This window comes from Pseudomonas sp. P1_F7 (assembly GCF_056405655.1).
The window spans coordinates 96,392-119,551 of the sequence record NZ_JBFUBR010000007.1; the positions used below are offsets into that span (position 1 = coordinate 96,392).

21 protein-coding genes and 2 pseudogenes are annotated in these 23,160 nt (G+C 60.0%); 13 read left to right on the plus strand and 10 right to left on the minus strand.

All coding sequences use genetic code 11. The features are described from left to right. Positions 1-7: 7 nt before the first annotated feature. Positions 8-1,771, minus strand: a complete 1,764-nt coding sequence (locus AC1D1M_RS12630) for a cation:proton antiporter (protein ID WP_477775871.1) — start codon at positions 1,769-1,771, stop codon at positions 8-10. A 286-nt stretch (positions 1,772-2,057) separates the two neighbouring features. On the opposite strand from AC1D1M_RS12630, the gene AC1D1M_RS12635 reads away from it, so the two are divergent. Next, entirely contained in the window at positions 2,058-2,540 is a 483-nt protein-coding gene (locus tag AC1D1M_RS12635; RefSeq protein WP_056726807.1) for an acyl-CoA thioesterase, read from the plus strand. Positions 2,541-2,633: 93 nt separating this feature from the next. Here AC1D1M_RS12635 and pdxY read toward each other — a convergent pair whose 3' ends face one another. Continuing rightward, entirely contained in the window at positions 2,634-3,506 is an 873-nt protein-coding gene (gene pdxY, locus AC1D1M_RS12640) for a pyridoxal kinase PdxY (protein WP_477775872.1), read from the minus strand. A gap of 119 nt (positions 3,507-3,625) precedes the next feature. Here pdxY and AC1D1M_RS12645 point away from each other — a divergent pair, with 119 nt between their 5' ends. Then, positions 3,626-4,039, plus strand: a complete 414-nt coding sequence (locus AC1D1M_RS12645) for a DUF3301 domain-containing protein (RefSeq protein WP_150671913.1) — start codon at positions 3,626-3,628, stop codon at positions 4,037-4,039. 4 nt (positions 4,040-4,043) lie between these two features. Here the strand turns inward: AC1D1M_RS12645 and AC1D1M_RS12650 are convergent, their stop codons facing one another. After that, complete coding sequence (locus AC1D1M_RS12650; RefSeq protein WP_477775873.1) at positions 4,044-5,015, minus strand: CobW family GTP-binding protein; 972 nt, start codon at positions 5,013-5,015, stop codon at positions 4,044-4,046. Between the two features lie 27 nt (positions 5,016-5,042). On the opposite strand from AC1D1M_RS12650, the gene AC1D1M_RS12655 reads away from it, so the two are divergent. Next, positions 5,043-5,399, plus strand: coding sequence for an NADH:ubiquinone oxidoreductase (locus tag AC1D1M_RS12655; protein WP_477775874.1), 357 nt, complete (start codon positions 5,043-5,045; stop codon positions 5,397-5,399). Positions 5,400-5,414: 15 nt separating this feature from the next. On the opposite strand, the gene zigA is transcribed toward AC1D1M_RS12655, so the two are convergent. After that, on the minus strand, positions 5,415-6,620 hold the full coding sequence (gene zigA / locus AC1D1M_RS12660; protein WP_477775875.1) for a zinc metallochaperone GTPase ZigA: 1,206 nt from the start codon (positions 6,618-6,620) through the stop codon (positions 5,415-5,417). A 142-nt stretch (positions 6,621-6,762) separates the two neighbouring features. Here zigA and AC1D1M_RS12665 point away from each other — a divergent pair, with 142 nt between their 5' ends. The 8 genes and pseudogenes from AC1D1M_RS12665 to AC1D1M_RS12700 all read left to right on the plus strand — a co-directional run bounded on the left by AC1D1M_RS12665 (position 6,763) and on the right by AC1D1M_RS12700 (position 11,974). After that, entirely contained in the window at positions 6,763-7,140 is a 378-nt protein-coding gene (locus AC1D1M_RS12665) for a glutamine synthetase (protein ID WP_477775876.1), read from the plus strand. Positions 7,141-7,285: 145 nt separating this feature from the next. Beyond that, positions 7,286-8,182, plus strand: a complete 897-nt coding sequence (gene folE2 / locus AC1D1M_RS12670; protein WP_477775877.1) for a GTP cyclohydrolase FolE2 — start codon at positions 7,286-7,288, stop codon at positions 8,180-8,182. After that, a complete protein-coding gene (locus AC1D1M_RS12675) occupies positions 8,179-8,847 on the plus strand; it encodes a metal ABC transporter ATP-binding protein (protein ID WP_477775878.1) in 669 nt (222 codons plus the stop codon). The genes folE2 and AC1D1M_RS12675 overlap by 4 nt, the downstream gene beginning before the upstream one ends. Then, complete coding sequence (locus AC1D1M_RS12680) at positions 8,847-9,713, plus strand: metal ABC transporter permease (protein WP_477775879.1); 867 nt, start codon at positions 8,847-8,849, stop codon at positions 9,711-9,713. The genes AC1D1M_RS12675 and AC1D1M_RS12680 overlap by 1 nt, the downstream gene beginning before the upstream one ends. An 11-nt stretch (positions 9,714-9,724) precedes the next feature. Next, entirely contained in the window at positions 9,725-10,600 is an 876-nt protein-coding gene (locus AC1D1M_RS12685) for a metal ABC transporter substrate-binding protein (RefSeq protein WP_477775880.1), read from the plus strand. Next, positions 10,597-10,767, plus strand: a pseudogene (locus AC1D1M_RS12690) (carbonate dehydratase); the annotation flags it as partial. The gene AC1D1M_RS12685 and the pseudogene AC1D1M_RS12690, both read left to right, overlap by 4 nt. Beyond that, positions 10,762-11,055, plus strand: a pseudogene (locus AC1D1M_RS12695) (dihydroorotase); the annotation flags it as partial. The pseudogenes AC1D1M_RS12690 and AC1D1M_RS12695, both read left to right, overlap by 6 nt. Positions 11,056-11,086: 31 nt before the next feature. Beyond that, on the plus strand, positions 11,087-11,974 hold the full coding sequence (locus AC1D1M_RS12700) for a His/Gly/Thr/Pro-type tRNA ligase C-terminal domain-containing protein (protein WP_477775881.1): 888 nt from the start codon (positions 11,087-11,089) through the stop codon (positions 11,972-11,974). An 87-nt stretch (positions 11,975-12,061) separates the two neighbouring features. Here AC1D1M_RS12700 and AC1D1M_RS12705 read toward each other — a convergent pair whose 3' ends face one another. Then, the gene (locus tag AC1D1M_RS12705; protein WP_477775882.1) at positions 12,062-12,583 is read right to left on the minus strand and encodes a DUF3617 domain-containing protein; all 522 of its coding nucleotides are present in this window, start codon (positions 12,581-12,583) and stop codon (positions 12,062-12,064) included. A gap of 132 nt (positions 12,584-12,715) precedes the next feature. Here AC1D1M_RS12705 and cls point away from each other — a divergent pair, with 132 nt between their 5' ends. After that, positions 12,716-14,155: a cardiolipin synthase gene (gene cls, locus AC1D1M_RS12710; RefSeq protein ID WP_477775883.1), complete on the plus strand. Its 1,440-nt coding sequence runs from the start codon at positions 12,716-12,718 to the stop codon at positions 14,153-14,155. Here the strand turns inward: cls and cfaB are convergent. From cfaB to hflK (AC1D1M_RS12735), 5 genes are all read right to left on the minus strand, one after another. After that, positions 14,152-15,336, minus strand: coding sequence for a C17 cyclopropane fatty acid synthase CfaB (gene cfaB / locus AC1D1M_RS12715; RefSeq protein ID WP_477775884.1), 1,185 nt, complete (start codon positions 15,334-15,336; stop codon positions 14,152-14,154). The genes cls and cfaB overlap by 4 nt on opposite strands. 218 nt (positions 15,337-15,554) lie before the next feature. Further along, positions 15,555-17,465, minus strand: a complete 1,911-nt coding sequence (locus AC1D1M_RS12720) for a cation-translocating P-type ATPase (RefSeq protein ID WP_477775885.1) — start codon at positions 17,463-17,465, stop codon at positions 15,555-15,557. Next, positions 17,462-18,520, minus strand: a complete 1,059-nt coding sequence (gene hflK, locus AC1D1M_RS12725; RefSeq protein WP_477775886.1) for a protease modulator HflK — start codon at positions 18,518-18,520, stop codon at positions 17,462-17,464. The genes AC1D1M_RS12720 and hflK (AC1D1M_RS12725) overlap by 4 nt, the downstream gene beginning before the upstream one ends. Next, the gene (gene hflC / locus AC1D1M_RS12730; RefSeq protein ID WP_477775887.1) at positions 18,517-19,560 is read right to left on the minus strand and encodes a protease modulator HflC; all 1,044 of its coding nucleotides are present in this window, start codon (positions 19,558-19,560) and stop codon (positions 18,517-18,519) included. The genes hflK (AC1D1M_RS12725) and hflC overlap by 4 nt, the downstream gene beginning before the upstream one ends. Continuing rightward, positions 19,557-21,515, minus strand: a complete 1,959-nt coding sequence (gene hflK / locus AC1D1M_RS12735; protein ID WP_477775888.1) for a protease modulator HflK — start codon at positions 21,513-21,515, stop codon at positions 19,557-19,559. Before hflK (AC1D1M_RS12735) ends, hflC begins: the two co-directional genes overlap by 4 nt. Before the next feature lie 214 nt (positions 21,516-21,729). Between hflK (AC1D1M_RS12735) and lpdA the strand changes: the two genes are divergently transcribed. Then, positions 21,730-23,130 (plus strand): dihydrolipoyl dehydrogenase, encoded by a 1,401-nt coding sequence (lpdA, locus tag AC1D1M_RS12740; protein ID WP_477775889.1) that lies wholly within the window; start codon positions 21,730-21,732, stop codon positions 23,128-23,130. The last annotated feature ends 30 nt before the right edge of the window (positions 23,131-23,160 follow it).

The following is a 23,160-nucleotide window of genomic DNA, read 5'->3' on the forward strand; positions in this document are numbered from 1 at the left end:
GGGGTGGTCAATGCCCGGACGACTCCTTGTGATTGTCGAGGGTTTCCAGCAACGCCACCTGCATCCGCGTATGCACACGAATGAACCAGCGCCACAGCAGTGCCGCCACGGCGGCCGCGACCACGGCGATCAATACCAGCAACTTGTTGGTCGGCAGAATACTGGCCGACAAGGCTGCCAACAGCAAAAAGATCACCAGCAGCGACAGGATCGGGATCACTTCAGCGATCACCCGTCGCACTCGCTGCGTGTGACGCCCGGCCATCTCCGGCTTCACACCCATTTCCGCCAGCAACATCGACAGCGCTTTTAGCTTGCGGTACGCCGCAATCAAAAAAGGCAGCGACAACAACAGCGCCCCACCCCAGATCAACGCCTTCTGCCAGCTCGGGTCGCTGATCCAGCCCTGCACGTAAGCCGACATGCGCTCGGCGAAGTACGCGCCCGAGAAGAAAATCGCGATCACGAGCGCCAGATTGACTCCCACCTGCAGCAAAATCCTCCGAATCATGGATGCCAGTAACGCGCCCTCACCCTGAGGCTGGATGCTGCGCAGCCATTCGCCGTACATCCCCAACACCCGTCCCAGGCGCTCTGGCATGGCGCCAGCGAGCTTGATCGACAATGGATCAGCCGCGCGGATCAGATAAGGCGTCAGTAAGGTCGTGATCACCGAAACCGCCACAGCAACGGGGTATAAAAAGTTACTGGTGACCTGCAACGTCATGCCCAGTGCCGCGATGATGAAGGAGAATTCGCCAATCTGTGAAAGACCCATCCCGACTCGCAGCGAGGTGCGTCCGTCATTACCGGCGATAAATGCACCAAGGCCACAGGACAGCATCTTGCCGAGCACCACGGCTACGGTGATTACGGCGATTGGCCAGGCGTATTGAAGCAGGATCGCCGGGTCGAGCATCAGCCCGATGGCCACAAAGAAGATCGCACTGAAAAGATCGCGAACCGGTTCAATCAAACGCTCGATTTTCAGCAGTTGCCGGGATTCAGCCATGATCGCGCCGATCAGGAATGCCCCGAGGACCATGCTGTATTCAAGCTTGACCACCAGCAGGCAGAAGCCAAAACACAGGCCCAGCACCGTGATCAGCAGCATTTCGTTGCTTTCGAATCTGGCGACGTAGGCCAGCAGCCGCGGCACCATCAGAATGCCAATGACCAACGCGACGATCATGAACAGCGACAGTTTGCCGACCGTGGAAAACACTTCGCCGGAGCTGACCGTACCGCTGACCGCGATGCTGGACAGTAGCGCGATGATGCCGATGCCCAGAATGTCTTCGACGATCAGCACACCAAATATCAGCTGCGCAAATCGCTCGTTCTTCAACTTCAGATCGTTGAGCGCCTTGACGATGATGGTGGTCGAGGAAATCGCCAGGATCGCGCCGAGGAACAGCGAATCCATGGTGTTCCAGTCGAACCAGCGACCAATCTCGTAGCCGATCCAGATCATCAGCACGATTTCCAGGAACGCCGCGATAAATGCCGTGGCACCGACCTTGAACAACTTGCGCAGGCTGAACTCCAGGCCCAGGCAGAACATCAGGAATATCACTCCGAGTTCGGCCAGGGTCTTGATCGTGTCTTCGTCGTGGATCAGGCCGAATGGCGGGGTGTGCGGGCCAATGATGAAACCGGCGACGATGTATCCCAGCACCACCGGTTGTTTCAGGCGATGGAAAACAACGGTTACCACACCTGCGATCAACATGATCACTGCCAGATCCTGAATGAAACTGATGGCATGCATGGCGTGAGACTCCCTGGATGGCATTGCTCGATCCCCGGAAGCAGGAAAAGTCTGATCGAGCAGAACAAAAATCGGAATTGCACGTAGGAAATGCCCTTGAGGCAGGGCTTTTTGCAGGGTAACACCGCGACTTATGGCAGAAAGGCGGTGCAATATATGGAAACAGATCGATCCGGCGTGACGGCGACCCTGCACCCGGCGTCCCGATAACTGTTGGTTTGAAAAAACCGCCGAGGCACCCGCAGAGGTGCATCCCTCAAACCTGGCCTTGACCCGTGAGAATGCTATGGAACCCGGAAACGCCCAGCTGTCGATGACGGTATTGATGACCCCCGACATGGCCAACTTCTCTGGCAATGTTCACGGCGGCACCCTGCTCAAATACCTCGACGAAGTGGCCTACGCCTGCGCCAGCCGATATGCCGGCCGCTATGTGGTGACCCTGTCGGTGGACCAGGTCATTTTCCGTGAGCCGATCCATGTCGGCGAACTGGTGACTTTTCTCGCCTCGGTCAACTACACCGGCAACACCTCCATGGAGGTGGGCATCAAAGTGGTGACCGAGAACATCCGCGAGCGCTCGGTACGTCACACCAACAGTTGCTTCTTCACCATGGTTGCGGTGGATGACCAGCGTAAACCTGCATCGGTACCGCCGCTGCAACCGGACAACAGCGAGAGCAAGCGCCGCTTCATCCAGGCTCAGCAGCGTCGCCAGATTCGTCAAGAGCTGGAAAAGCGTTATCAGGAGATCAAGGGCGACGCTTAAAGCTAAAGATCGCAGCCTGCGGCAGCTCCTACAAGTAGGTCACATTCCCTTGTAGGAGCTGCCGCAGGCTGCGATCTTTCTGCCCAAATCTGATTAAAAACTGATCGAGGTCGCCTCGAACCGCACCCGCGGATGGGCAATCCGGTCCTGAGCCCGAACCAGTTCCAACTCGTAGCTGGTACACGCCTGGGTTTCGAGCAGCACTTCATGCACCGCCGAAGCCGTGAATTCGAAGGCCGCCACCAGGCTATCACCCAACAGCACACGCGCCAGGAACAGCCCGGAAGTCAGATCGCCCACGCCCACCGGCTGACGCGGGAACGCCAGCAACGGGCGCTGCAAATGCCAGCTGCCTTCGGCCGTCACCAGCAGCATCTCGAAGACCTCTGCCGATTTGCCTGGGTAGTCCAGATGCTTGACCAGCACTGCTTTCGGGCCGCGCACCAGCAATGCACGCGCCATCGCCAGGCAATCGAACAGCGATTGCGGCTTGCGCCCGGAGAAGCTGTCCAGCTCCAACTGGTTCGGGCACATGAAGTCCGCCACGGCGGCGGCCTCTTCCAACAGGAAATCACTGACCTCCGCCGGAACACTGCAGCCCTTCTCCGGATGCCCCATGACCGGGTCACACAGGTACAGCGCCTTGGGATTCATCGACTTGATCCGTGCCACCCCTGTCAGGATCGCCCGGCCCTGGGCCGCACTGCCGAGGTAACCGGAGAGCACCGCATCGCAGTTGCCCAACTCGCCAATCGCCGCGATTCCTTCAACCAGGTCAGGTATCTGGTGCGGCGCCAGCACTTCACCAGCCCACTGACCGTACTGGGTGTGATTGGAGAACTGCACGGTGTTGAGCGGCCAGACATTCACCCCGACCCGTTGCATCGGGAAAACCGCGGCACTGTTGCCGGCGTGACCGAATACCACGTGGGACTGGATAGCGAGCAAATGCGGAGTACGTTTCATGCGGTGGATTTCCGTAAAACGATTGAAATTCTAGCCGCGCAGTATGCGACTAAACGCAGCCTGTACGACAGACCAGCGACACAGTTAAGCTGACACTATCTTGTTGGAGCACCCTGTTGATGCTGACCCTTGGAAATATATTCGTGCTGATGCTGTTCGCCACTGCCGGCGCATGGCTATGGCACAACCACGGCTTGCGCGAGCGCGCGCTGGAGCGGGTCAAGCAGCATTGCGGCAAACTCGGGATCGAATTGCTCGACGGCAACGTGGCCTTGAAAAGAATCGCGTTCATCAAGGATGCCAGTGGTCGGCGACGCCTGGCCCGTGTGTATAACTTCGAATTCACCGTGACGGGCGAAACCCGCCACAACGGCACCATCACCCAGTTCGGCGCTCACAGCGCACAGATTGAGCTGGCACCCTACCCGGTCCCGTTCGACGAAACCGAACCAGTGGTCGAAGTGGCGAAACCTCGCGCGGAAGTGATCGAGCTGAGCCAGTGGCGTCAGGACCATACCAAGTGGCGGCCTTGAGCCGTTAACCCGATCCGGATCGGCACGCTGCCAGCTCACGCTGCAGTCGCTCTGCATTCTGCGCTTCACTGAAAATCAGCTCGATACGTGAATCCTGCCGCCATTCACTGGGCTGCCAACCCAGCGCCGAGTTATCCACCACGTTCGCCGAGACCCAGCCGTGGGTACTGTGGATAACCAGCTTCGCCCGCCTCCAGCCAAGGCTTTCAAGCCACCGGCCAACCAGCGCGGCATCAAATACCTGGCTTGGGTGCCAACGCCAACCGATGCTCCAGCCACCGTCCTGTTCCTGACTCAAGCAAATGGGCAACGCGGGATCGCTCCAGACCGCCGGCAGCTGCGCCAATCCCTTGGGCACGACGAAGTTATCCACACCTGCCAGCGCTTTGGTATTCAGCCCCGGCAACTCGCTCAAGGGTAAAGCCGCCTGTTGCGTCCAGTACAGAGGGAGCGGCGGCAATTGCCCGGCGATTCGCTGGCGACTGTCTTCTTCGAGACCTTCAGACTTGTTCAACAACAGCAATCCCGCATGGCCCAGCGCTTGCTGTTGAACATCCGGCAACGGTTTGCCAGCGGCGAGCGACTGGGCATCCAGCACCAGCACACAAGGCTGAACAGCCAACACGCCTTGCCACGGCGCTTCGCTCAATTGCCTGAGCAACTGCGCCGGATGCCCCAGCCCTGAGGGCTCAATGAACAGCCGATCCGGTTGCGCCCTGCGCAACAAGCGACCAAGACCAATCTGAAACGGCGCCCCGTTGACGCAACACAAGCAGCCCCCGGCCACTTCCCCCAGTGCGATACCATCGGCGTCCTGGGTCAGTAGCGCAGCGTCGAGACCGATCTGGCCAAACTCGTTGATCAACACCGCCCACCGCTCTCCAACCGGGCGCTGGGCCAGCAGGTGTTTGATCAGGCTGGTCTTGCCGGCGCCCAACGGGCCGGCAATGACATGAGTGGGAATATTCTGCAGCATGGTCGATGATTTCTGAGGAGGTGATGGATGCGGTTAATTGGCTTGTCGTTGCTCCTGGCACTCGTTTCAGGCGAGGCGCTGGCCCAGGCTTGTGTGGTTCACAGCCAGGGCGAACGGCTTGATGTCCAGGTTTGCCAGCAGAACCGCAACATCCCGCCAAAACTCTTCGCCGACGGTTTCTGCCAACCGAACCTGGTGGGGCAGAAAGTCGAGGTGCAGTATGTCGATCAATGCCCCGGCGGCGCATTTGGTATCTGCAGCAACGCCCAAGTCGCCAATATGCCCTACCGACAGGATATTCACTATTACGGCGTTGCCACCGACGCGGCGTATTTGCAGCCGTACTGCGAGGCCCAGAGCCAGGGCATCTGGCTCAAGCCTTGAAGCACCAGTAGTGAATCAGGCGGCCTCTTCATACCAAGGGCCGAATGGATCAGGTAACAAACCCCAACCCTCAACGCCCAGCACCATTTCCTCATCGGTCAGCAGGCATGCGTCCAGTTCAGTCGTGAGTTGCGTGAAGTTGATGTTCTGGCCGATGAACACCAGTTCCTGGCGACAGTCCCCGCTGTCGGCGGTCCAGTTTTTCATGATCCCGGTGGTACTTTCTTCGTCTTGTGGCCATTGGTTTTTCGGTACGAAACGCCACCAGCGCCCGGCAAAGCCATAGCGCATCAAACCACCGGCCTGAGACCAGCTGCCGGCGTCCATGTGCTTGCTCGCCAGCCAGAAAAAGCCCTTGGAACGCAGCAGCTTGCCGTTGTCCCAAGGACCGTCGATGAAGTTGAAGAAACGCTGCGGATGGAACGGCCGGCGAGCCCGGTAAGCGCTGGAAGCGATGCCGTACTCTTCGGTTTCCGGCACGTGTTCGCCGCGCAACTCCCGCAACCATCCCGGTGCCTGGGCAGCCTTTTCGAAGTCAAAACGACCGGTGTTGAGAATCTTGTTCAAGGGGATTTCGCCCATCGACATCGGAATGATTTCCGCCCGGGCGTTGAGCCGTTCAAGGATGGCGATCAGTTCCTCGCGTTGGTGGCTGCTGATCAAGTCGATCTTGCTGAGCAAAATCACGTCGGCGAATTCGACCTGCTCAATCAACAGATCGGTAATCGAACGTTCATCGTCTTCCCCTAGTGTTTCTCCTCGGGAAGCCAGGCTTTCGGCGGCCTGGTAATCGAGCAGGAAATTCATGCCATCGACCACCGTGACCATGGTGTCGAGACGTGCGATGTCGTTGAGACTCTGGCCGTTTTCATCGCAGAAGGTGAAGGTTTCCGCCACAGGCAGCGGTTCGGAAATACCGGTGGATTCGATCAGCAGATAGTCGAAGCGGCCATCCCTGGCGAGCTGACTCACCTCCTCCAGCAAATCTTCACGTAACGTACAGCAAATACACCCGTTACTCATTTCCACCAGCCGCTCTTCAGCCCGGTTAAGGCTGACATCGCGCTGGACTTCGGTGCCATCTACGTTGATTTCGCTCATATCGTTGACGATGACAGCAACCCGCAATCCATCGCGATTACGTAGTATGTAATTAAGAAGTGTACTTTTTCCGGCGCCAAGAAAGCCGGAGAGAACGGTCACGGGGAGTCGATTGGACATCTGCATATTCCTCACAAGGATGCCCGGTCGCGGTGTCGGGCTTACTTTAATGTTATAGTATAACAACACAAATAAACCATCCCCTCTTGCCCAACAGGACAAAGGACTGGATGCTGAACGCGTTCCCTTCGTGAGAACCCCCATGCGCAACGCCCTGAAACCTGCTTTGATCATGCTTTCCCTGCTGGTGGCTGCCGACGCGACGGCCCAGATCCCGAGCCTGGCCAGGTGCACCCGCAGCGCCAACCTGCTGGCCTGTGTGGATGCGGATGGCAACGCCTACAGCGTCAACACCGCCGGTAGCACGATCTATCTGCGGGGGTTCGAAGCGGCCGGAAAACGCTATTGGGTGCAAACTAGCAGCCGCTACGGCCAGCTTACGTTTTTCACCGGCATCGCTTCCGATGGCGAGGCCTGGGTTGGCTACAACCGGCGCGTCGGCTGGACCACGATCAACCGGTTTTCCAGCTCCGGCGGCAGCAGCGCCAAGTTCACCTGCAGTCGGATCACTGGCTGTTAAGCCTCTTTGCTTTTCTGTTGATGGCGTGAAATCAGGCTGAGCATGTGGTGGCTGCGCATGATGAAAACCTGTTCATGAAAAAGGCATCGTCGATTTAATTGTTATACTATAACATGGCAAATCAACTCCCACGATGGACCTGCTCATGAATGCGCTGACTCTGCCGGATATCGCCGCGCAGGCCTCACGCCAAGCCCTGCCACTGGAGTGGGTGGGCATGTGCGGCATTGCTCTTCCTGTTTTGTTTGATGGCCAACGACTGAATGCAAAAGCCGATGCCGGCGTGAGCCTCGACGATGGCAATGCGCGCGGCATTCACATGTCACGGCTCTATCTGGCGCTTGAATTGCTGGAGCAGGAAAGCCTTTCACCCGCTTTATTGCGGCGGGTTTTGCAGCGTTTTCTTGAGAGCCATGAAGGACTATCCGGCAGCGCCCACTTAACTCTTCACGCCGATTTGTTGCTGAAAAGGCCGGCACTGATCAGTCCACTGGCTGGCTGGAAAAGCTATCCAGTCACCATCGAAGCACGTTTGAAAAACGCGATGTTCCACGTGGAACTAAAAATCGATGTGCCTTATTCCTCAACCTGCCCGTGTTCCGCAGCCCTTTCTCGACAGTTGATTCAGCAACAATTCGTCGATGACTTCGCCAACAAGCCATTGCAGCACGCCGACGTTTTAGCCTGGCTCGGCTCCACGAACGGCATAGTCGCCACACCTCACAGTCAACGCAGCAGCGCAAAATTGCGCGTACGGCTGGCTGATTTCCTGGATGAATTGCCTCTGATCGCCGTCATCAACGACGCCGAAGCCGCTCTCGGCACAGCCGTTCAAACAGCGGTCAAACGCGCCGACGAACAAGCCTTCGCCCTGGCCAATGGTCAGAACCTGATGTTCTGCGAAGACGCCGCGCGCCGTTTGAATCTGGCCCTGAAACGCTCTACGGGTATCAACGCCTTCCACATTCGTGTCATCCACGCCGAAAGCCTGCATGCCCATGACGCCGTAGCCGAAAGCCGTTTCAACTGGGAGGCCGCATGATTGCCTGCCACGCATTGCGCTGGGGCGCACCGGGTCAGCCACTCACGCCAGCGCTAGACTTCGAACTGCCGAAGGGCAGCCTGACCGCCATCATCGGTGCGAACGGTTCTGGCAAAAGCAGCCTGTTGAAGGTCATCGCTGGCTTGCAAAAACCGTTGGCCGGAAAGGTGCGACTGGATGTTCCCCTCAAGGGCGGTGTGTCGTTCCTGCCTCAGCAACAACACCTGGACAGGCAATTTCCGATCAGCCTTCAGGCATTGGTCGCCGCCGGTTTCTGGGGCAACAAACAGTCACCGGAGATCCGTAGCCAGCGACTGAAAACCGTCCTCGAAAACTGGTGCCTGAACGGCCTGGAAGATCGACCCTTGATAGCCCTTTCCGGCGGTGAATTGCAACGTGCCCTGCTCGCCCGATTGAGCCTGACCGACGCGTCCTTGCTGTTGCTCGATGAACCCCACGCGGCCCTTGATGAACTCGGTCAGACATTGCTCTGGAAACACATACAGGATTGGCACCTCGAAGGCCGGACACTGATGGTCGTGTGCCATGACCTCGCCGCTGTCCGCGAGCACATCCCAGACACGTTGCTGATCAAAAGCAGTGGTTGCGTATTCGGCCCGAGCACCGAACTGATCCGCCAAGCACCACAAGCGCAGGTGGCCTGATGATCGCTGCTGCGCATCTGTGGCAACCGTTCCACGAGTTCGTCTTCATGCGTCGGGCGCTGCTCGGTGGTTTGCTCCTGGCGTGTAGCACGGCCCCATTGGGCGTATTTCTGATCCTCAGACGCATGAGCCTGATCGGCGATGCCGTCGCCCACGGCATCCTTCCCGGTGCGGCCCTGGGCTTCTGGTTTGCCGGGTTGAGCCTGCCGGCGTTGACCATCGGCGGCCTCGGCGCTGGCCTGAGTATGGCCGGCCTTGCGGCCTGGATTACGCGGCGTACCGGCCTGCGGGAGGACGCAAGCCTCGCGGCGATTTACCCGATTTCCTTGGCCATTGGTGTGCTGATTCTCGGCATCGCCGGCAAACGCCTGGACCTGTTACACCTGTTGTTTGGCTCGGCGCTGGCAGTCGACGGACCGACCTTGACCGGCATGCTTTGGGTCTCGGGTCTGAGCCTGATTGCCATGGCACTGATCTACAAACCACTGCTGCTCGACACCCTCGACCCGCTTTTTCTGCAAACCATCAGCCGGCTCGGCCCACTGGCCCACGGCGTGTTCCTGACGCTGGTGGTGTTGAATCTGGTCATCGGCTTCCAGGCCATCGGCGCGTTGATGGTGGTCGGTTTGATGATGTTGCCTGCCGCCGCGGCGCGTTTCTGGAGTCGCCACCTACCGGTGCTGATCGTCGTCGCCGCGTTGCTCGGCAGCCTTTCGGTGTGGCTCGGTTTATTGATCTCGTTCTATTACTCGCTGCCCAGTGGCCCGGCAATCGTGCTGGTGGCTGGCGGTGGGTATCTGTTGTCCGTGGTGTTCGGGCCGGTGCACGGCTTGCTGCGCCGCCCGCCTTTGCTCACATCCCGATGAGGTGTTAACCGATGCGCGCTTTACTCGTGCTGTTCAGTTTGTTGGTGTCGATGTCACTGTCTGCCGCCGAAAAACTCCAGGTGGTCACTAGCTTCAGCATCCTGGCCGACATGACCCGCCAGGTCGGCAAGGATCACATCCAGATCACCAACATGGTCGGCCCGGACGCAGATGCCCACACGTACGAGCCGACACCGGACGACGCCAAGGCGCTGCTCAAAGCCAAACTCATCATCAAAAATGGCTTGGGTTTCGAGCCCTGGCTGGATCGCCTGGTGACCAGCTCCGAGACCCAGGCGCCAGTCATCAGCGCGAGCCACGGAGTCATACCGCGCAGCCTGGATGAAGACGGTGAAACCGTTCCCGACCCGCATGCCTGGCATAACCTGGCGAACACCGAGCTGTACATTGCCAACATCACCAAGGCGCTGATCGCCGCCGACCCGGCGAACACCGCCGACTATGAGCGCAACAGTAAGGCGTACCTGAAACAAGTCTACGCCCTGCTCGCCGAAGCCAAGGCCAAACTCGGCTCACTGCCACCGGGCAACCGCAAGATCGTGACGTCCCATGACGCCTTCGGTTATCTCGGCCAAGCCTACGGCATCGAGTTCATGGCGCCTCAAGGCCTGTCCACCGAGCGCGAACCTTCCGCCGCCGAAGTGGCCGCACTGATCATCCAGATTCGTCAGGCCAAGGTCAAAGCCGTGCTCATGGAAAACATCAAGGACGCGCGCCTGCTCAAGCAGATCGCCGATGAAAGCGGCGCGCAGATCGGCGGCACGCTGTACTCCGATGCCCTCGCGGCGAGCGGTCCGGCCAGCACCTTCACCGGGTTATTCGAGTACAACCTCAACACCCTGTACAACGCGTTGAGCAAGCCATGATCCGCAAGAACCCCTCTGGAGATTTACCGCTGATTGCCGAGTCGGCCTACGTCGACGAGACGGCGATCATCTGCGGCAAAGTGGTGATCGGCGAGAACGTGTTCGTCGGACCCTATGCGGTGATCCGCGCTGACGAAGTCGATGACTCAGGCGACATGCAGCCGATCACTACGCTGGTGGCCAAAACCAGCCACCGTGTCGCGGATCTGTTCGCCATTCCCGATCGCGGTTATCTTCGAGAAGGCTATTGGGCAGATCTGGTGCTGATCAAGCCCTAACCCGGCGGCATTGCCGTTTCCACGCAAACGATCCTGTCGCAATGCGGCTGGACACCCTTCGCCCGCCGGAGCTTTCGGCACAGTGTCAGCACCACGATCGTGTCGGGGCAACTTGCCTGGCACGACAAACGTCTTAATGACAGCTGCCAGGGTTTACCCCTACGGTTTATGCGATAACGCTCGTTAGAAGCACGTGAGTACGCCGACCATGATCCAGATCACCCTGCCCGATGGTTCATTGCGTGAATACGACCAGCCACTGTCCGTGCACGAGGTAGCCGCCAGCATCGGCCCGGAACTGGCCAGTGCGGCCGTAGCGGGCCGAGTCAATGGTGTACTGGTGGACTGCGAATACATGATCGAGGCGGATGCCCGGGTCAGTATTGTCACCCCCCGGGAGCCGGACGGCCTGGAGATCCTGCGCCGCTCCTGTGCCTTGATGCTGGCCATGGCGGTCAAGCAACTCCACCCTCATGCGCAAATGCGTGCGGGAAAGGAATTGGGCGATGGTTTCTTTTACGAGTTTGCAGTCGACCAACCGCTGACCCCGGCGGACCTGCCCCTCATCGAAGCGCGCATGCAGTCACTGGCCGCGACCAATCACTCGATCCGTCGTCGATCACCGCGCGAAGCAGTACCGCTGTATCGTCTGGGGGACACCGAATACCAGAGCCATGGACCGCATGTCCCCACCACCAAAGTCTTGCAGGCGTTTGCCCTCGATCACATCAGCGGCACGTTGCAACAACGGATCTACGGCACATGCTGGTCCAGCCACCAGGAACTGCAACAGTGGCGCGTTCCACCCCACGTGGTCGTCGTGAGCATGGATGACCGCCAGGCGACTTATGCACAAGCGGTGACCGAATCCTTGCGCCAACGGGGCGTGCGCGCCAAGGCCGACCTGCGGAACGAAAAAGTCCGCTACAAGATTCGCCAGCACAGCCAGACCGTGCCGTACCTGGTGGTGGTTGGCGAGAAAGAACAGGCTGGGGGATTTGTCAGTGTGCGCAGCCGCACGGGGGAGGATTTTGGCCGGATGGCTGTCGAGGCGGCGTGTGAATGGTTGAGTCGGCCGGGGATTCAGGGTGGCTGAATGGACGCTTTCGCAAGCAGGCTCGCTCCCACAGGGGATTGGTGATCGACACACAATCAATGTGGGGCGATCCTGCTCGCGAAGCTTTTAAGCTCTTGGCTTGACCGTGCCGCAATCCTGCCCCAGCCAGACAGCGCGGGATTCCAGGCTGCCCTTCTGCTGAATGCCGGTGGCGTTGAACATCCCGCTGACCTTGGTGGTGAACTCGCGATCACTGATGAATGTCGCCACGCCCGCACCCTGGGCTTTCGGGCAACTGAAACGGAATTTCCACTGATTGCCGGAGCGGTCGGTGATTTCCTGCTTGCAGCCCGACTGCGGATCGGTCAACGGAATGTTGTCGGTCTTGACCTGTTCCGGGGTCAGGCACGCCCGGATCCCTTTACCGCCCATGGTGATGCCCTGTTTTTCCAGCATTGCACGCTGCTCAGGGGTCATCTGGCTCTGGAGCTGACCGAGGATCAATTGCAGGTCCGGCATATTCTGCTCATCGACCTTCATGTTGCTCGTGGTCAGCTCCCACAATCCCGGCTGCAGCATTTGCGCGTGAGCCGCCACAGGAAGTGCCAAACCCAGTGCCATGGCCAAACCCAGCAGACGAACGTTCATCGAGTAACTCCTGATCAGTAGTGGCCGTTAGACGTCAGCCGCAGGCTTCGGTTCATGGGCCAATTAATTAGCGACATTCTGCACGGAACATGGTCTGTTAAGCACTGAATCTTCAGGAGCAAGGCAGCCCCCATGGATTATTTCGGACCGCATATTTTCGGTTATACCATCGCCCTGCTGCATTCGCTGGGCATGATCGCGGCCATACACGCCGTGTTGACCGTCCGTACCGCCCAAGGCTCGATCGCCTGGGCCCTGTCGTTGTTTTTTATCCCTTACCTCACGCTGATCCCATACCTGATGTTCGGCCGCAGCACCTTCGATGGCTATATCAAGGCACGGCGGCAGGCCAACGAAGAAATGCGCAAGGCTGTTTCCGAACTCAACTGGCGATCCTGGGTAGAAGAGGCGCTCACCGCCCGCGCTTCTTCTGCATACGCCTCACTCAGAGCGATGCCCAAGCTCGGACACATGCCCTGCCTGGCCAACAACCAAATGCGTCTGTTGATCAACGGTCATGACACGTTCGAGGCCATTTTCGACGCCATCAGCCAGGCGAAAGAAGCCGTGCTGATCCAGTTTTTCATCGTTCACGACGACCGCCTCGGCCAACGTCTGCAAACCCTGCTGTTGAAGAAAGCCGCCGAAGGCGTGGCGATTTACCTGTTGTATGACCGAATCGGCAGCCACTCCCTGCCCCACGGCTACGTGCAGGCCTTGCGTGATGGCGGGGTCGAGGTCAAAGCCTTCGCCACCCGCAGTGGCTGGCTCAATCGCTTTCAGGTGAACTTCCGCAACCACCGCAAGATCGTGGTGGTGGACGGCATTCTCGGCTTCGTCGGCGGGCACAACGTCGGTGACGAATACATGGGCGAGAAACCACCCTTGGCCCCTTGGCGCGATACCCACGTGCAAGTGCGCGGCCCGGTGGTGGCGTGCATGCAGGAGTCTTTCGCCGAAGACTGGTTCTGGGTGGCGCGTGCCCTGCCGCCACTGATCCTGCCCGAGGTTTATCCGGAAGACGGTGTGCTGTGCCAGTTGCTCGCCAGCGGGCCGGCAGACGCCTACGAAACCTGTTCACTGTTCTTTGTCGAAGCCATCCACGCGGCGACCGAGCGGGTCTGGATTACCAGCCCGTACTTCATCCCCGACGAAGCCGTATTCGCTGCTTTGCGCCTGGCAGTACTGCGCGGTGTGGATGTGCGTCTGCTGTTGCCTTCCCGGCCAGACCATCGAATCGTCTACGCCGCCTCCAGCCTCTACGCCTTCGAAGCGGTACGCGCCGGTGTGCGGGTGTTCCGTTACCAACCCGGGTTCCTGCATCAGAAAGTGGTATTGATCGACAGCGAAATCAGCGCCATCGGCAGCGCCAACATGGACAACCGTTCGTTCCGGCTGAATTTCGAAGTGATGTTGCTGACCGTCGACCGCGCGTTCGCCGCCAAGGTGGAACAGATGCTCAACGATGACTTTGCCAGCGCCCACGAAATCGCCAAAGAAGAAGGCCGGGAGACCCGCCGCGTCCAACAGGTCGGCATGCGGGTCGCCCGGCTTATTTCACCGATTCTCTAGAGGTAGATATCGTCACGGGTCCATGGCAGTTCATGACTGCCATCGGCGTGGGCCTTCACCGCGAGAATCTGATGCAGGTTGATCCAGCCCCGGGCAAACGCATAAGCGCAACCGGCCAGGTACAGCCGCCAGATGCGCAGGACCTGTTCCGGCACCAGTTTGGAGGCCGCCTCGAGATTGTCCTCCAGGCGTTCGCTCCAGTGATCGAGCGTGCGAGCGTAGTGCAGGCGCAAACTCTCGACATCGACGATTTCCAGCCCCGCCTCACTGATCTCGGCAGAGATCATCGACAGGTGCGGCAGCTCGCCGTTGGGGAACACATATTTCCCGATGAAATCACCGGCACCGCGTCCCACCGGACGGCCATCGGTGTATTTGGCGGTGATCCCGTGGTTCATCACCAGGCCGCCCTCTTTCACCGCGTCGAACAGGGTCTTGCAGTACTCGGCAAGATTGGCGTGGCCGACGTGTTCGAACATGCCGACGCTGACCACTTTGTCGAAACGGCCATCCTGCGGCAGATCGCGATAATCGAGCAGTTGCAGTTCGACCAGGTCTTCCAGGCCCTCCTCTTTTACGCGTTCCCGGGCCAGGGCCAACTGCTCCTTGCTGAGGGTGATACCGAACACTTTCGCGCCAAATTCTCGCGCCGCAAAACGCGCCAATCCGCCCCAACCGCAACCCACATCCAGCAGGTATTCGCCAGGCTGCAAGCGCAGCTTGCGGCACAGGTGACGGAACTTGGCTTGCTGGGCTTGTTCCAGGGATTCACTGCCGGTCTCGAAATAAGCGCAGGAATACGCCATGTCGCTGTCGAGCCACAGCTGATAGAACGCGTTGGAAAGGTCGTAGTGGTAGGAAATCGCCTTGGCGTCCATCTCTTTGTCATGGGCGCTACGAACCGGCTGATTGTCGTCGTTTTCATCCAGCAACGCCTGGCTCCATTCATCGCAGACACGGATCACATCGCTGATGGAGCCTTCGAGTTCCAGTTTGCCTTCGACAAAAGCAGCGCCAAGGGCGTCCAGGCTCGGATGGGTAAACTGGGTGACCATTTGCGGGTCCTTGACCACAATCGTGACACTGGGCGTCGGCCCCAGATTGAATTCATGGCCATCCCAGAGTCTCAGGCGAAGCGGTAATTGCAGATTCTGTAAGGCCGGTGGAAGATGCGCGAGCATGGAGAATCCCCCTTGTTTCAGACGTCTAAACAGAGGGTAGACCATCTTTGAAAAATAGCTGGCTATCGAATTAATAGCCGATTTCAATGATTCGCGACGCCTACACCTGCCGCCGCGAACGCACAAAAATGATGTGCCCTCATCTTCAATGACTACGAACCGGGCGCACAGTTCTAAAAAGTTGAAACCCGTGATTACCCGGTTTAGAGCATTCGTCTTCAGGCTTCGTCCTTGAGTTTGAGCAACGGCTCCTGGAACCGCAGCAAACGACCGGCATTGCCCAACACCAACAAGGTGCTGAGGTTATGCAGCAACGCCGCAATCATCGCCCCGGCAGCGCCAAGCCAGCCGAATGCGGCGAAGGCCACGATGGCCAGGGTCCAGCCCAGTCCGATGATCACATTCACCTGCAATGTCTGGCGGCACTGCCGACTCAGGCGCACGCAGGTGCCGAGGCGGCGCAGGTCACTGCCGATCAGCACGATGTCCGCCGATGCCAGGGCGATGTCTGCGCCACCGGCGCCCATGGCCACACCGACCACGCCAGCCTTGAGGGCCAGGGAGTCGTTGATGCCATCGCCGACCACCATCGGCCGGAAGCCACTGTCGATCTCTTTGAGCACGCGGTTGAGTTTGTCTTCGGGCAGGGCTTGCGCTTCGACGTCACTGATCCCGACATTCCGGGCGAGCGTTTGCGCGACGCTGTGCCGATCACCGGTGAGCAACAACTGGCGGCCCAACCCCAGATCACGCAACTCACCCAAGGCAAACTGCACCTCGGGTTTGACGCTGTCGGCCAGCAACAGCCAGGCAAGAAACTCCCCGTTGAGTGCCAACCCGGCAATCGGACCGTCGTGATCGGGCACCGCCGATGTGCTGATGCCCAGTTGCGCGAACAACTCCGGCCGACCGAGCGCCGCTTCACCCTGCCCGGTCATCGCCACCACGCCCAGGCCCTGGCGTTCACGAATGTCAGAAAGCAGCAGGAAATGCTCCTGGGTCACCAACCCCGCGAGCGCACGACTGACCGGGTGACTGCTGGCCGATCCGAGGCTGGCGGCGAGCTTCAGGACATGGCTGCGATCCTCCAGCGGACTGTCGATGGATTGTAGACGTAAGGTGCCGAATGTCAGCGTCCCGGTTTTATCGACTACCAGCGAGGTGAGGTCTGCCAACTCTTCAAGGAACGCGGAACTGCGGATCAAAATGCCGTGACGCGCTGCCACTGCCACTCCGGCAATCGCGGTGGCCGGTGCCGACAACACCAACGCACAAGGACAGGCCGCCACCAACACCGCGAGCATCGCTTGAGCGTTGTTGGTGATGAACCAGGTCACGGCCGCCAGCAGCAACACCAACACCATATAGCTGCCGGCGTAACGCTCCAGTAGTCGAGTGATCGGAGGTTTCGAGCGCTCGGCGTTTTGCATCAGGGCGATGACTTTGCCGAGGGTTGACTCATGGCCAGTGCGGGTCACTTCGATTCGCAGCAGGCCATCGAGGTTGATCGCCCCGCCGAACACCGACATGCCGACGCCTGCCTCCATCGGCACCGATTCGCCGGTAATGGAGGCGGTGTCCAGACTGGCCTGACCGGATAACACCCGGCCATCCGCCGGCACCCGGTCACCGGCGCGCACCTCGACCAGATCGCCCGCCTTGAGTGTGCCGTTGTCGACTTCAATGATGGAGCCGTCCGCCTGAACCTTGCGTGCGTGGCTGCGGGTCAGTTTGCCGAGGGCGTGAATTGCCTCCTGGGAACCGATCACGCTGCGCTCCTCCAGCACGTGGCCGAAGATCATGATGATCGGCAACAGCGCCGCCGTCAGCAGATCCCCGGTGGCCCAGGCACCCAGCATGGCCAGGGCAATCAATTGATCAGTGATGCCGTGCAGGCTCGGATATCGCAAGCTGTACCAGGCCGAGCGCATGACCGGTACGGCGACCAGCAACGAGGCAAAACCCAGCAGCAGCTGACTGACGCCAGTCTGCTCCGGCGCCAGCCAACGCCAGATCAAGCCCAGCGCGAGAAGGCCCAATGCGAGCATGGCCAGGGTCAACTGGCGCGCGGCACGACGCTGTTCGGCCGAAGACAACAGGCTCGGTGCGGCGGCGGTTTGAGCGGTCATTGTGCAGCTCCCTGAATGATCAGGCGGGAATCGTCTTTGGGATCAACCGTCGTGACCGATCCGGCCTGACCGAGAATTTTCGGCATCCGCTCGCGGTAAATACGCAGCAGCATTTGCGGGTCGGTACCTTGCTGTTGTGCCTTGGCCAGGCTCAACACGGTGGCCGTATCAGCCGACGCCTTGGCCAGTCGTTCACTCGCCTGGGCATGGGCCACCTGCAACGTGCGGTCGGCTTGCTCGTTGGCGGTCTGCGTCAACTTCTCCGCTTCGGTGCGTGCATTGGCGACAGCCTTATCAGCTTGCTGGCTGGCCGTCAGTACCGCGTTGAAAGCGTTCACCGCAGGACTGGGCAGACTCGATTGCACATCGACCCGCGCCACTTCGATCCCCAAGCCTTGCCTAGTTGCAGTGAGTTCGGCCAGCCGTTGATTGATGCCCTGCACCAGATCACCCCGCAAGCGCTCGCGTCTTTCCGCCGCCTGGCTATCGGCGCCGATCAACTCCGGACGAGCGACCAGAATGGTGTCCAGGTCCCGTGCGGCCGTGAGCGCGACCGCACTGCGGGTCACCAGTCGGTCCAGCGCCGGCAACACGTGTTCGCCCTGAAGCACGAACGCATAGGGCTCGGTGACTTTGTAGAAAACCCGCACATCGAGTTGCACCACTCCGGCATCCCCCGTTAACAGATAGCCGGACCCTGCGAGGGCATCGCTGATGGGCGTGGCAAAACTGGCCACGCGATCTGCCTGCATCGCGGCACCACTGCGCAACAGACCTTCCACTCGACGCTCAATCACCCGATCCGCCGCCGGCAACAAAATCACCTGCTCGAACGGTTGCGGCCAGGCCAATAACAGCCCGGCATTCTGAATGCGATCCAGCGCACCAAAATGTAAAACCACCGCACGATTTTGCGGATCGATCTGCCGCACATTGGAAAACGCCCAAGCCAATGCCGCCAACACCGTCACCGCGTACAGGGCGAGAAACGCCAAACGCCCGGCCTGAATCCAGGGGCTGCTCAACTCATTTGTTCCACGTGGAACCAAACTCATGGCTGCGATCCGGACTTGTTGTCGAGGCTCGGCGGACCGTCAACCAACACCCGGAACGGTGCGGCATCGGTGCGCAGAATCAGTTTGGTCCCGGGTGTCACCACCGTGCCCAGGGTGTCGAGCGAACGCAGCAGGTTGTAAAGCTGCGGCGATCCCGCGTAGGCGCGACCGTAAATCTGCGCCGCTTCAACCCGTGATTGTGCTTCGATATCCGCGGCTTTTACTGTGGCGTCGGCCTGCACAATTCGCGCATCACGTTCGGCGGCAGAACGAATTTGCGCGGCTTCTCGCTTGCCAATGGCCGTGCGTTCAGTGGCGATGGTTTCACGCTCGGCGCGCATCCGGTCGACGGTCGCGGTGAGCGTCACCGAAGGCAGCGTCAATCGTTCGATACCGACCTGCAATACGCGCACGCCATAAGTGGTGAGTAGCTGTTGATCGATTTGCTTGCGCAGTTGTGCTTCGAAATCGGCAATGCGTACCTGGCTGGCATCGGTATTCACCAAACTCGCCAAATCAAAACTGCTAGCGGTGGTTTCCAGTGCGGAGCCGACAAAGGTGCGAATCTGCCGCGCGGCTTCATCGGGCTGGTTCTGCACCGCGCGCATGAAACGTTGCACATTGTCCGAATCGCCCTGCACCTGCCACGCCACGTAGGCCTGAACGATGATGCGCAATCCGTCCCGGGTGCCCACGTCCTGCAAACCGCTGGACGTGGTGCGCAGCCGCAGATCCACCGGGATCGCCGCCTCGAACGGTGCCGGCCAGCGCCAGCCCAGCCCCGGTTCCAGCAAGACTCGCGATGGATTGCCGAAGCGTGTGATCACTGTGGCTTCTCCCGAACGCACCTGCACCAGACTCGCGGCTGCGACCGCAAACGCCACCAGCAATGCCGCCCAACCCATGCGGCGCCATGGGAATGGACCGGCCTCTTGCGGATCGCCGTGGTGATGATGGTGGTGACCGTGGTGATGATGCCCGCCATGGCCGTGATCGTGTCCGGCGTGGTCATCGTGATCGTGGGTATGGGACTGGCTCAATTGGCAGCTCCTGGCTGAGCGGTTTTACGCGACGGCGCAGGGTCAACCGGCAGCGTGAACGTACGGAGGTCGATGGTTGGCGCATTGCTGCTGCCGCCCAGTCGATGATCGAGAACCAGCAATTTGGCGTTGGCCAAACCCCGGGACAACTGACTGAAATACTGCTCCAGCACGAAGGCCTGGCCAGCGCTGGCATAGGCTTTTTGCTCGGCGTTGAATTTCAGGTCCGCGGCCTGGGCGCCAGCATTGATTTCTCGGGCGCTGGCCGTCGCCTGATCGCGGGCGATGCTGGCCTGCAACTGCGCCTGGTTGGTGGCCTCGGCAGCGGCGCCGCGTTCCCGGGCGATCAAGGCTTGCGCACCAATCTGCGCCGCTTGCACACCGTGATAAGCATTGGCTGCACCGGCCGGAGGGTGAATCGCCTCGACCACCGTGGCGAGAATCTCCACGCCGCTGTCGAGTTTTTGCAAATCAGCCTGGACGGCGCGGCCGATTTCTTCGGCCAGCCCTACCCTGTCCTCACCCAGCAAACCGTCGAGGGTGCGCGAGGCGAAGTCGTGAACCAGGATTCGGCTGGCGGTGCTGCGAATCAACATCGGCACATCGGCACTGTTATAGGTCGCGGCCAACGCCGCCTCATCGCTCAAGCCGATGCGATAGACGAAGCGCACGTCCATGTTGACGATCTGAAAGCTCTGCTTGTCGGCTCGACTGCTGGCGATCACCTGGGATTTGTCGTTCACATGACTGGCGTCCCATAGGCGATTGGCAATCGCCGGGGCCGGGCCTTCGGCGGGATCGGCCTGAGCGGGGGCCGAGGTTTCGCCAACACTGGTGGCCAACTCGTGAACCACCCCATTCTCGACGCTCAACATCCGGCCCAATGGCCACGGCAACCCCATATGCAAACCTGGGCCGAACACCTCCACCGGCTTGCCGAATCGCTCGTAGATGCCACGCCCTTGCAGCGCAATTTCGTGAATGCCCGTCAGCGACCAGCCAACGAGAGACACCACGGCCAGCACCGGCAGGAACGCCCGACGCATGAATGTGAAGGCCCAGATCTGCCGCAAATCGATGCCGAAGCGGTTATGCAATTCGTGCTGCAACGCCAGCAATGGCTGTGGTGGCCAGCGCAGCATGTCGGCGACAAAACTGCGCGCCATCAGCTCCGGCTCAAGGCGTTCGCGGCGAGGACTGAACAATGACAACACTGCACGCAGCAAAAGTTCTGCCGCCACCAGCCCCGGCAGCAGTCCGATCAACACCGCCAGGCGTACAGGCCATACCGAGGTTTCATCGGCAAACAACAGACAAAAAGCACCGAGCACCAGGCTGATGATCGCCACACGGATCAATTGCGCCAACGTAGCGGCTTCAGGCCATTGCGCGGTGTTTTCCTGCGCCAGATGGCGCTCCATCACCAACAGGCCGAACGCCAACAGTAAGGAGCACGCTGCCCCGACAGTGGCCGACAGGCCCAGCGCTGCCGGGGGCAACGTGAGGTTCCAGGCCTGTTCCACGCCCAATACCGCCAACAATGCCCAGCCGCCAAGCCACAACGTCGGCGCGCCGATTTGCCCGAGCAAGTGCTGCGATTGCCGGCCGATCCGGTCCAGCAAGCGTTCATACCACCCCGAAGGCACGACAGATTCGTCGACAACGACCTGCGGCACCACGGGATTCATGGCGCGGGCACGCCACTGGGCTACCCACCAGGCCGATTGCGAACCCGCCATCAACACCACAGACGCCGCGCTCAGGTTCAGCAACAACGCTGGCCACAGTGTTTGAGACGAAAACAGCCCGGCAAACAGCGCCAGCAGCACACCCACCGTCGCGAGTACGCCCGCACCGATGGCGAACTGGCGCAAACGCCGCCCTTGAATGAACGCCTGCTGAAAGCGCGGCAACCCGGCTAACGGCGTTTCATCAACATCGAGATCGACTTGCATACCACCCCAGAGTGTCTTCGCTTACAGGACAATTCGTTACGATATAACGAAAATGGTGAAATTTCCGTATTCAAGCGCGCTATCTAAAGATGCCCAACCTGTCGCTTACCTGAAGCCTTGACCGAAATGCGGCAGAACGCACATATTACGTTCGTAATTTTATCCAGGAACTACTTTTACCCATCCCTTCCCCTTTCGATCCAGGAGTACATCCATGAGCACTTATGACGTCGTGATACTCGGCGGAGGCCCCGGCGGTTACAACGCAGCGATCCGCGCCGGACAACTGGGTCTGAAGGCGGCCTGCGTGGAAGGACGCGCCACACTCGGCGGCACCTGCCTGAACGTCGGTTGCATGCCATCCAAGGCGTTGCTGCATGCCTCCGAACTGTACGACGCGGCCATGGGTGCGGAGTTCGCCAACCTGGGGATCGACGTCAAACCCAGCCTCAACCTTGCCCAGATGATGAAGCAAAAGGATGACAGCGTTACCGGGCTGACCAAGGGCATCGAGTTTCTTTTCCGCAAAAACAAAGTCGACTGGATCAAAGGCTGGGGCCACATCGACGGACCGGGCAAAGTCACGGTGACCGATAGCGCCGGCGGCAAGACCGAACTGAGCGCCAAGGACATCATCATCGCCACCGGTTCCGAGCCCACGCCCCTGCCCGGTGTAGACATCGATAACAAACGCATCCTCGATTCCACAGGCGCCCTGGCACTGACCGAGGTGCCCAAACATCTGGTGGTGATCGGCGCCGGCGTTATCGGCCTGGAACTGGGTTCGGTCTGGCGCCGCCTTGGAGCGCAGGTAACGGTGGTCGAGTTTCTCGAACGGATCTGCCCCGGCGTGGACATCGAAGCCGGCAAAACCCTGCAGCGCTCCCTGAGCAAACAAGGCTTGAGTTTCAAGCTGAGTTCGAAAGTGACCAGCGCCACCACCTCCGCCACCGGCGTGCAGCTCAGCATCGAGCCTGCCGCAGGCGGTACCGCCGAGTTGCTGGAAGCCGATTACGTGCTGGTTGCCATCGGGCGCCGACCTTATACACAGGGCCTGGGCCTGGAGAACGTCGGCCTCGCCACGGACAAGCGCGGCATGCTCGCCAACAAAGGGCATCGCACCGAAGCCGCCGGGGTCTGGGTGATTGGTGACGTGACCTCAGGTCCCATGCTCGCCCACAAGGCCGAGGACGAAGCCATGGCCTGCGTCGAGCAGATCGTCGGCAAGGCTGGCGAGGTCAACTACGACCTGATCCCCAGTGTGGTCTACACCAGACCGGAGCTGGCCAGCGTCGGCAAGACCGAAGAGCAGCTCAAGGCTGAAGGCCGGGCGTACAAGGTCGGCAAGTTTCCCTTCACTGCCAACAGCCGGGCGAAGATCAACCACGAAACCGAAGGCTTCGCCAAAGTGCTGGCCGATGAACGCACGGACGAAGTCCTCGGCGTGCATCTGGTCGGCCCGAGCGTCAGTGAAATGATTGGCGAGTATTGCGTGGCCATGGAGTTCAGCGCCTCGGCCGAAGACATTGCCCTGACCTGCCACCCCCACCCGACCCGTTCCGAGGCCTTGCGTCAGGCGGCGATGAATGTGGAGGGGATGGCGACGCAGATGTAAGACCCGAAGGGCTTGGGTGCCTGGTCTATT

Coding starts and splice junctions, on each gene's coding strand:
- AC1D1M_RS12630 (WP_477775871.1), bottom strand. CDS start 1,771: ATGCATGCCATCAGTTTCATTCAGGATCTGGCAGTGATCATGTTGATC.
- AC1D1M_RS12635 (WP_056726807.1), top strand. CDS start 2,058: ATGGAACCCGGAAACGCCCAGCTGTCGATGACGGTATTGATGACCCCC.
- pdxY (WP_477775872.1), bottom strand. CDS start 3,506: ATGAAACGTACTCCGCATTTGCTCGCTATCCAGTCCCACGTGGTATTC.
- AC1D1M_RS12645 (WP_150671913.1), top strand. CDS start 3,626: ATGCTGACCCTTGGAAATATATTCGTGCTGATGCTGTTCGCCACTGCC.
- AC1D1M_RS12650 (WP_477775873.1), bottom strand. CDS start 5,015: ATGCTGCAGAATATTCCCACTCATGTCATTGCCGGCCCGTTGGGCGCC.
- AC1D1M_RS12655 (WP_477775874.1), top strand. CDS start 5,043: ATGCGGTTAATTGGCTTGTCGTTGCTCCTGGCACTCGTTTCAGGCGAG.
- zigA (WP_477775875.1), bottom strand. CDS start 6,620: ATGTCCAATCGACTCCCCGTGACCGTTCTCTCCGGCTTTCTTGGCGCC.
- AC1D1M_RS12665 (WP_477775876.1), top strand. CDS start 6,763: ATGCGCAACGCCCTGAAACCTGCTTTGATCATGCTTTCCCTGCTGGTG.
- folE2 (WP_477775877.1), top strand. CDS start 7,286: ATGAATGCGCTGACTCTGCCGGATATCGCCGCGCAGGCCTCACGCCAA.
- AC1D1M_RS12675 (WP_477775878.1), top strand. CDS start 8,179: ATGATTGCCTGCCACGCATTGCGCTGGGGCGCACCGGGTCAGCCACTC.
- AC1D1M_RS12680 (WP_477775879.1), top strand. CDS start 8,847: ATGATCGCTGCTGCGCATCTGTGGCAACCGTTCCACGAGTTCGTCTTC.
- AC1D1M_RS12685 (WP_477775880.1), top strand. CDS start 9,725: ATGCGCGCTTTACTCGTGCTGTTCAGTTTGTTGGTGTCGATGTCACTG.
- AC1D1M_RS12700 (WP_477775881.1), top strand. CDS start 11,087: ATGATCCAGATCACCCTGCCCGATGGTTCATTGCGTGAATACGACCAG.
- AC1D1M_RS12705 (WP_477775882.1), bottom strand. CDS start 12,583: ATGAACGTTCGTCTGCTGGGTTTGGCCATGGCACTGGGTTTGGCACTT.
- cls (WP_477775883.1), top strand. CDS start 12,716: ATGGATTATTTCGGACCGCATATTTTCGGTTATACCATCGCCCTGCTG.
- cfaB (WP_477775884.1), bottom strand. CDS start 15,336: ATGCTCGCGCATCTTCCACCGGCCTTACAGAATCTGCAATTACCGCTT.
- AC1D1M_RS12720 (WP_477775885.1), bottom strand. CDS start 17,465: ATGACCGCTCAAACCGCCGCCGCACCGAGCCTGTTGTCTTCGGCCGAA.
- hflK (WP_477775886.1), bottom strand. CDS start 18,520: ATGAGTTTGGTTCCACGTGGAACAAATGAGTTGAGCAGCCCCTGGATT.
- hflK (WP_477775888.1), bottom strand. CDS start 21,515: ATGCAAGTCGATCTCGATGTTGATGAAACGCCGTTAGCCGGGTTGCCG.
- lpdA (WP_477775889.1), top strand. CDS start 21,730: ATGAGCACTTATGACGTCGTGATACTCGGCGGAGGCCCCGGCGGTTAC.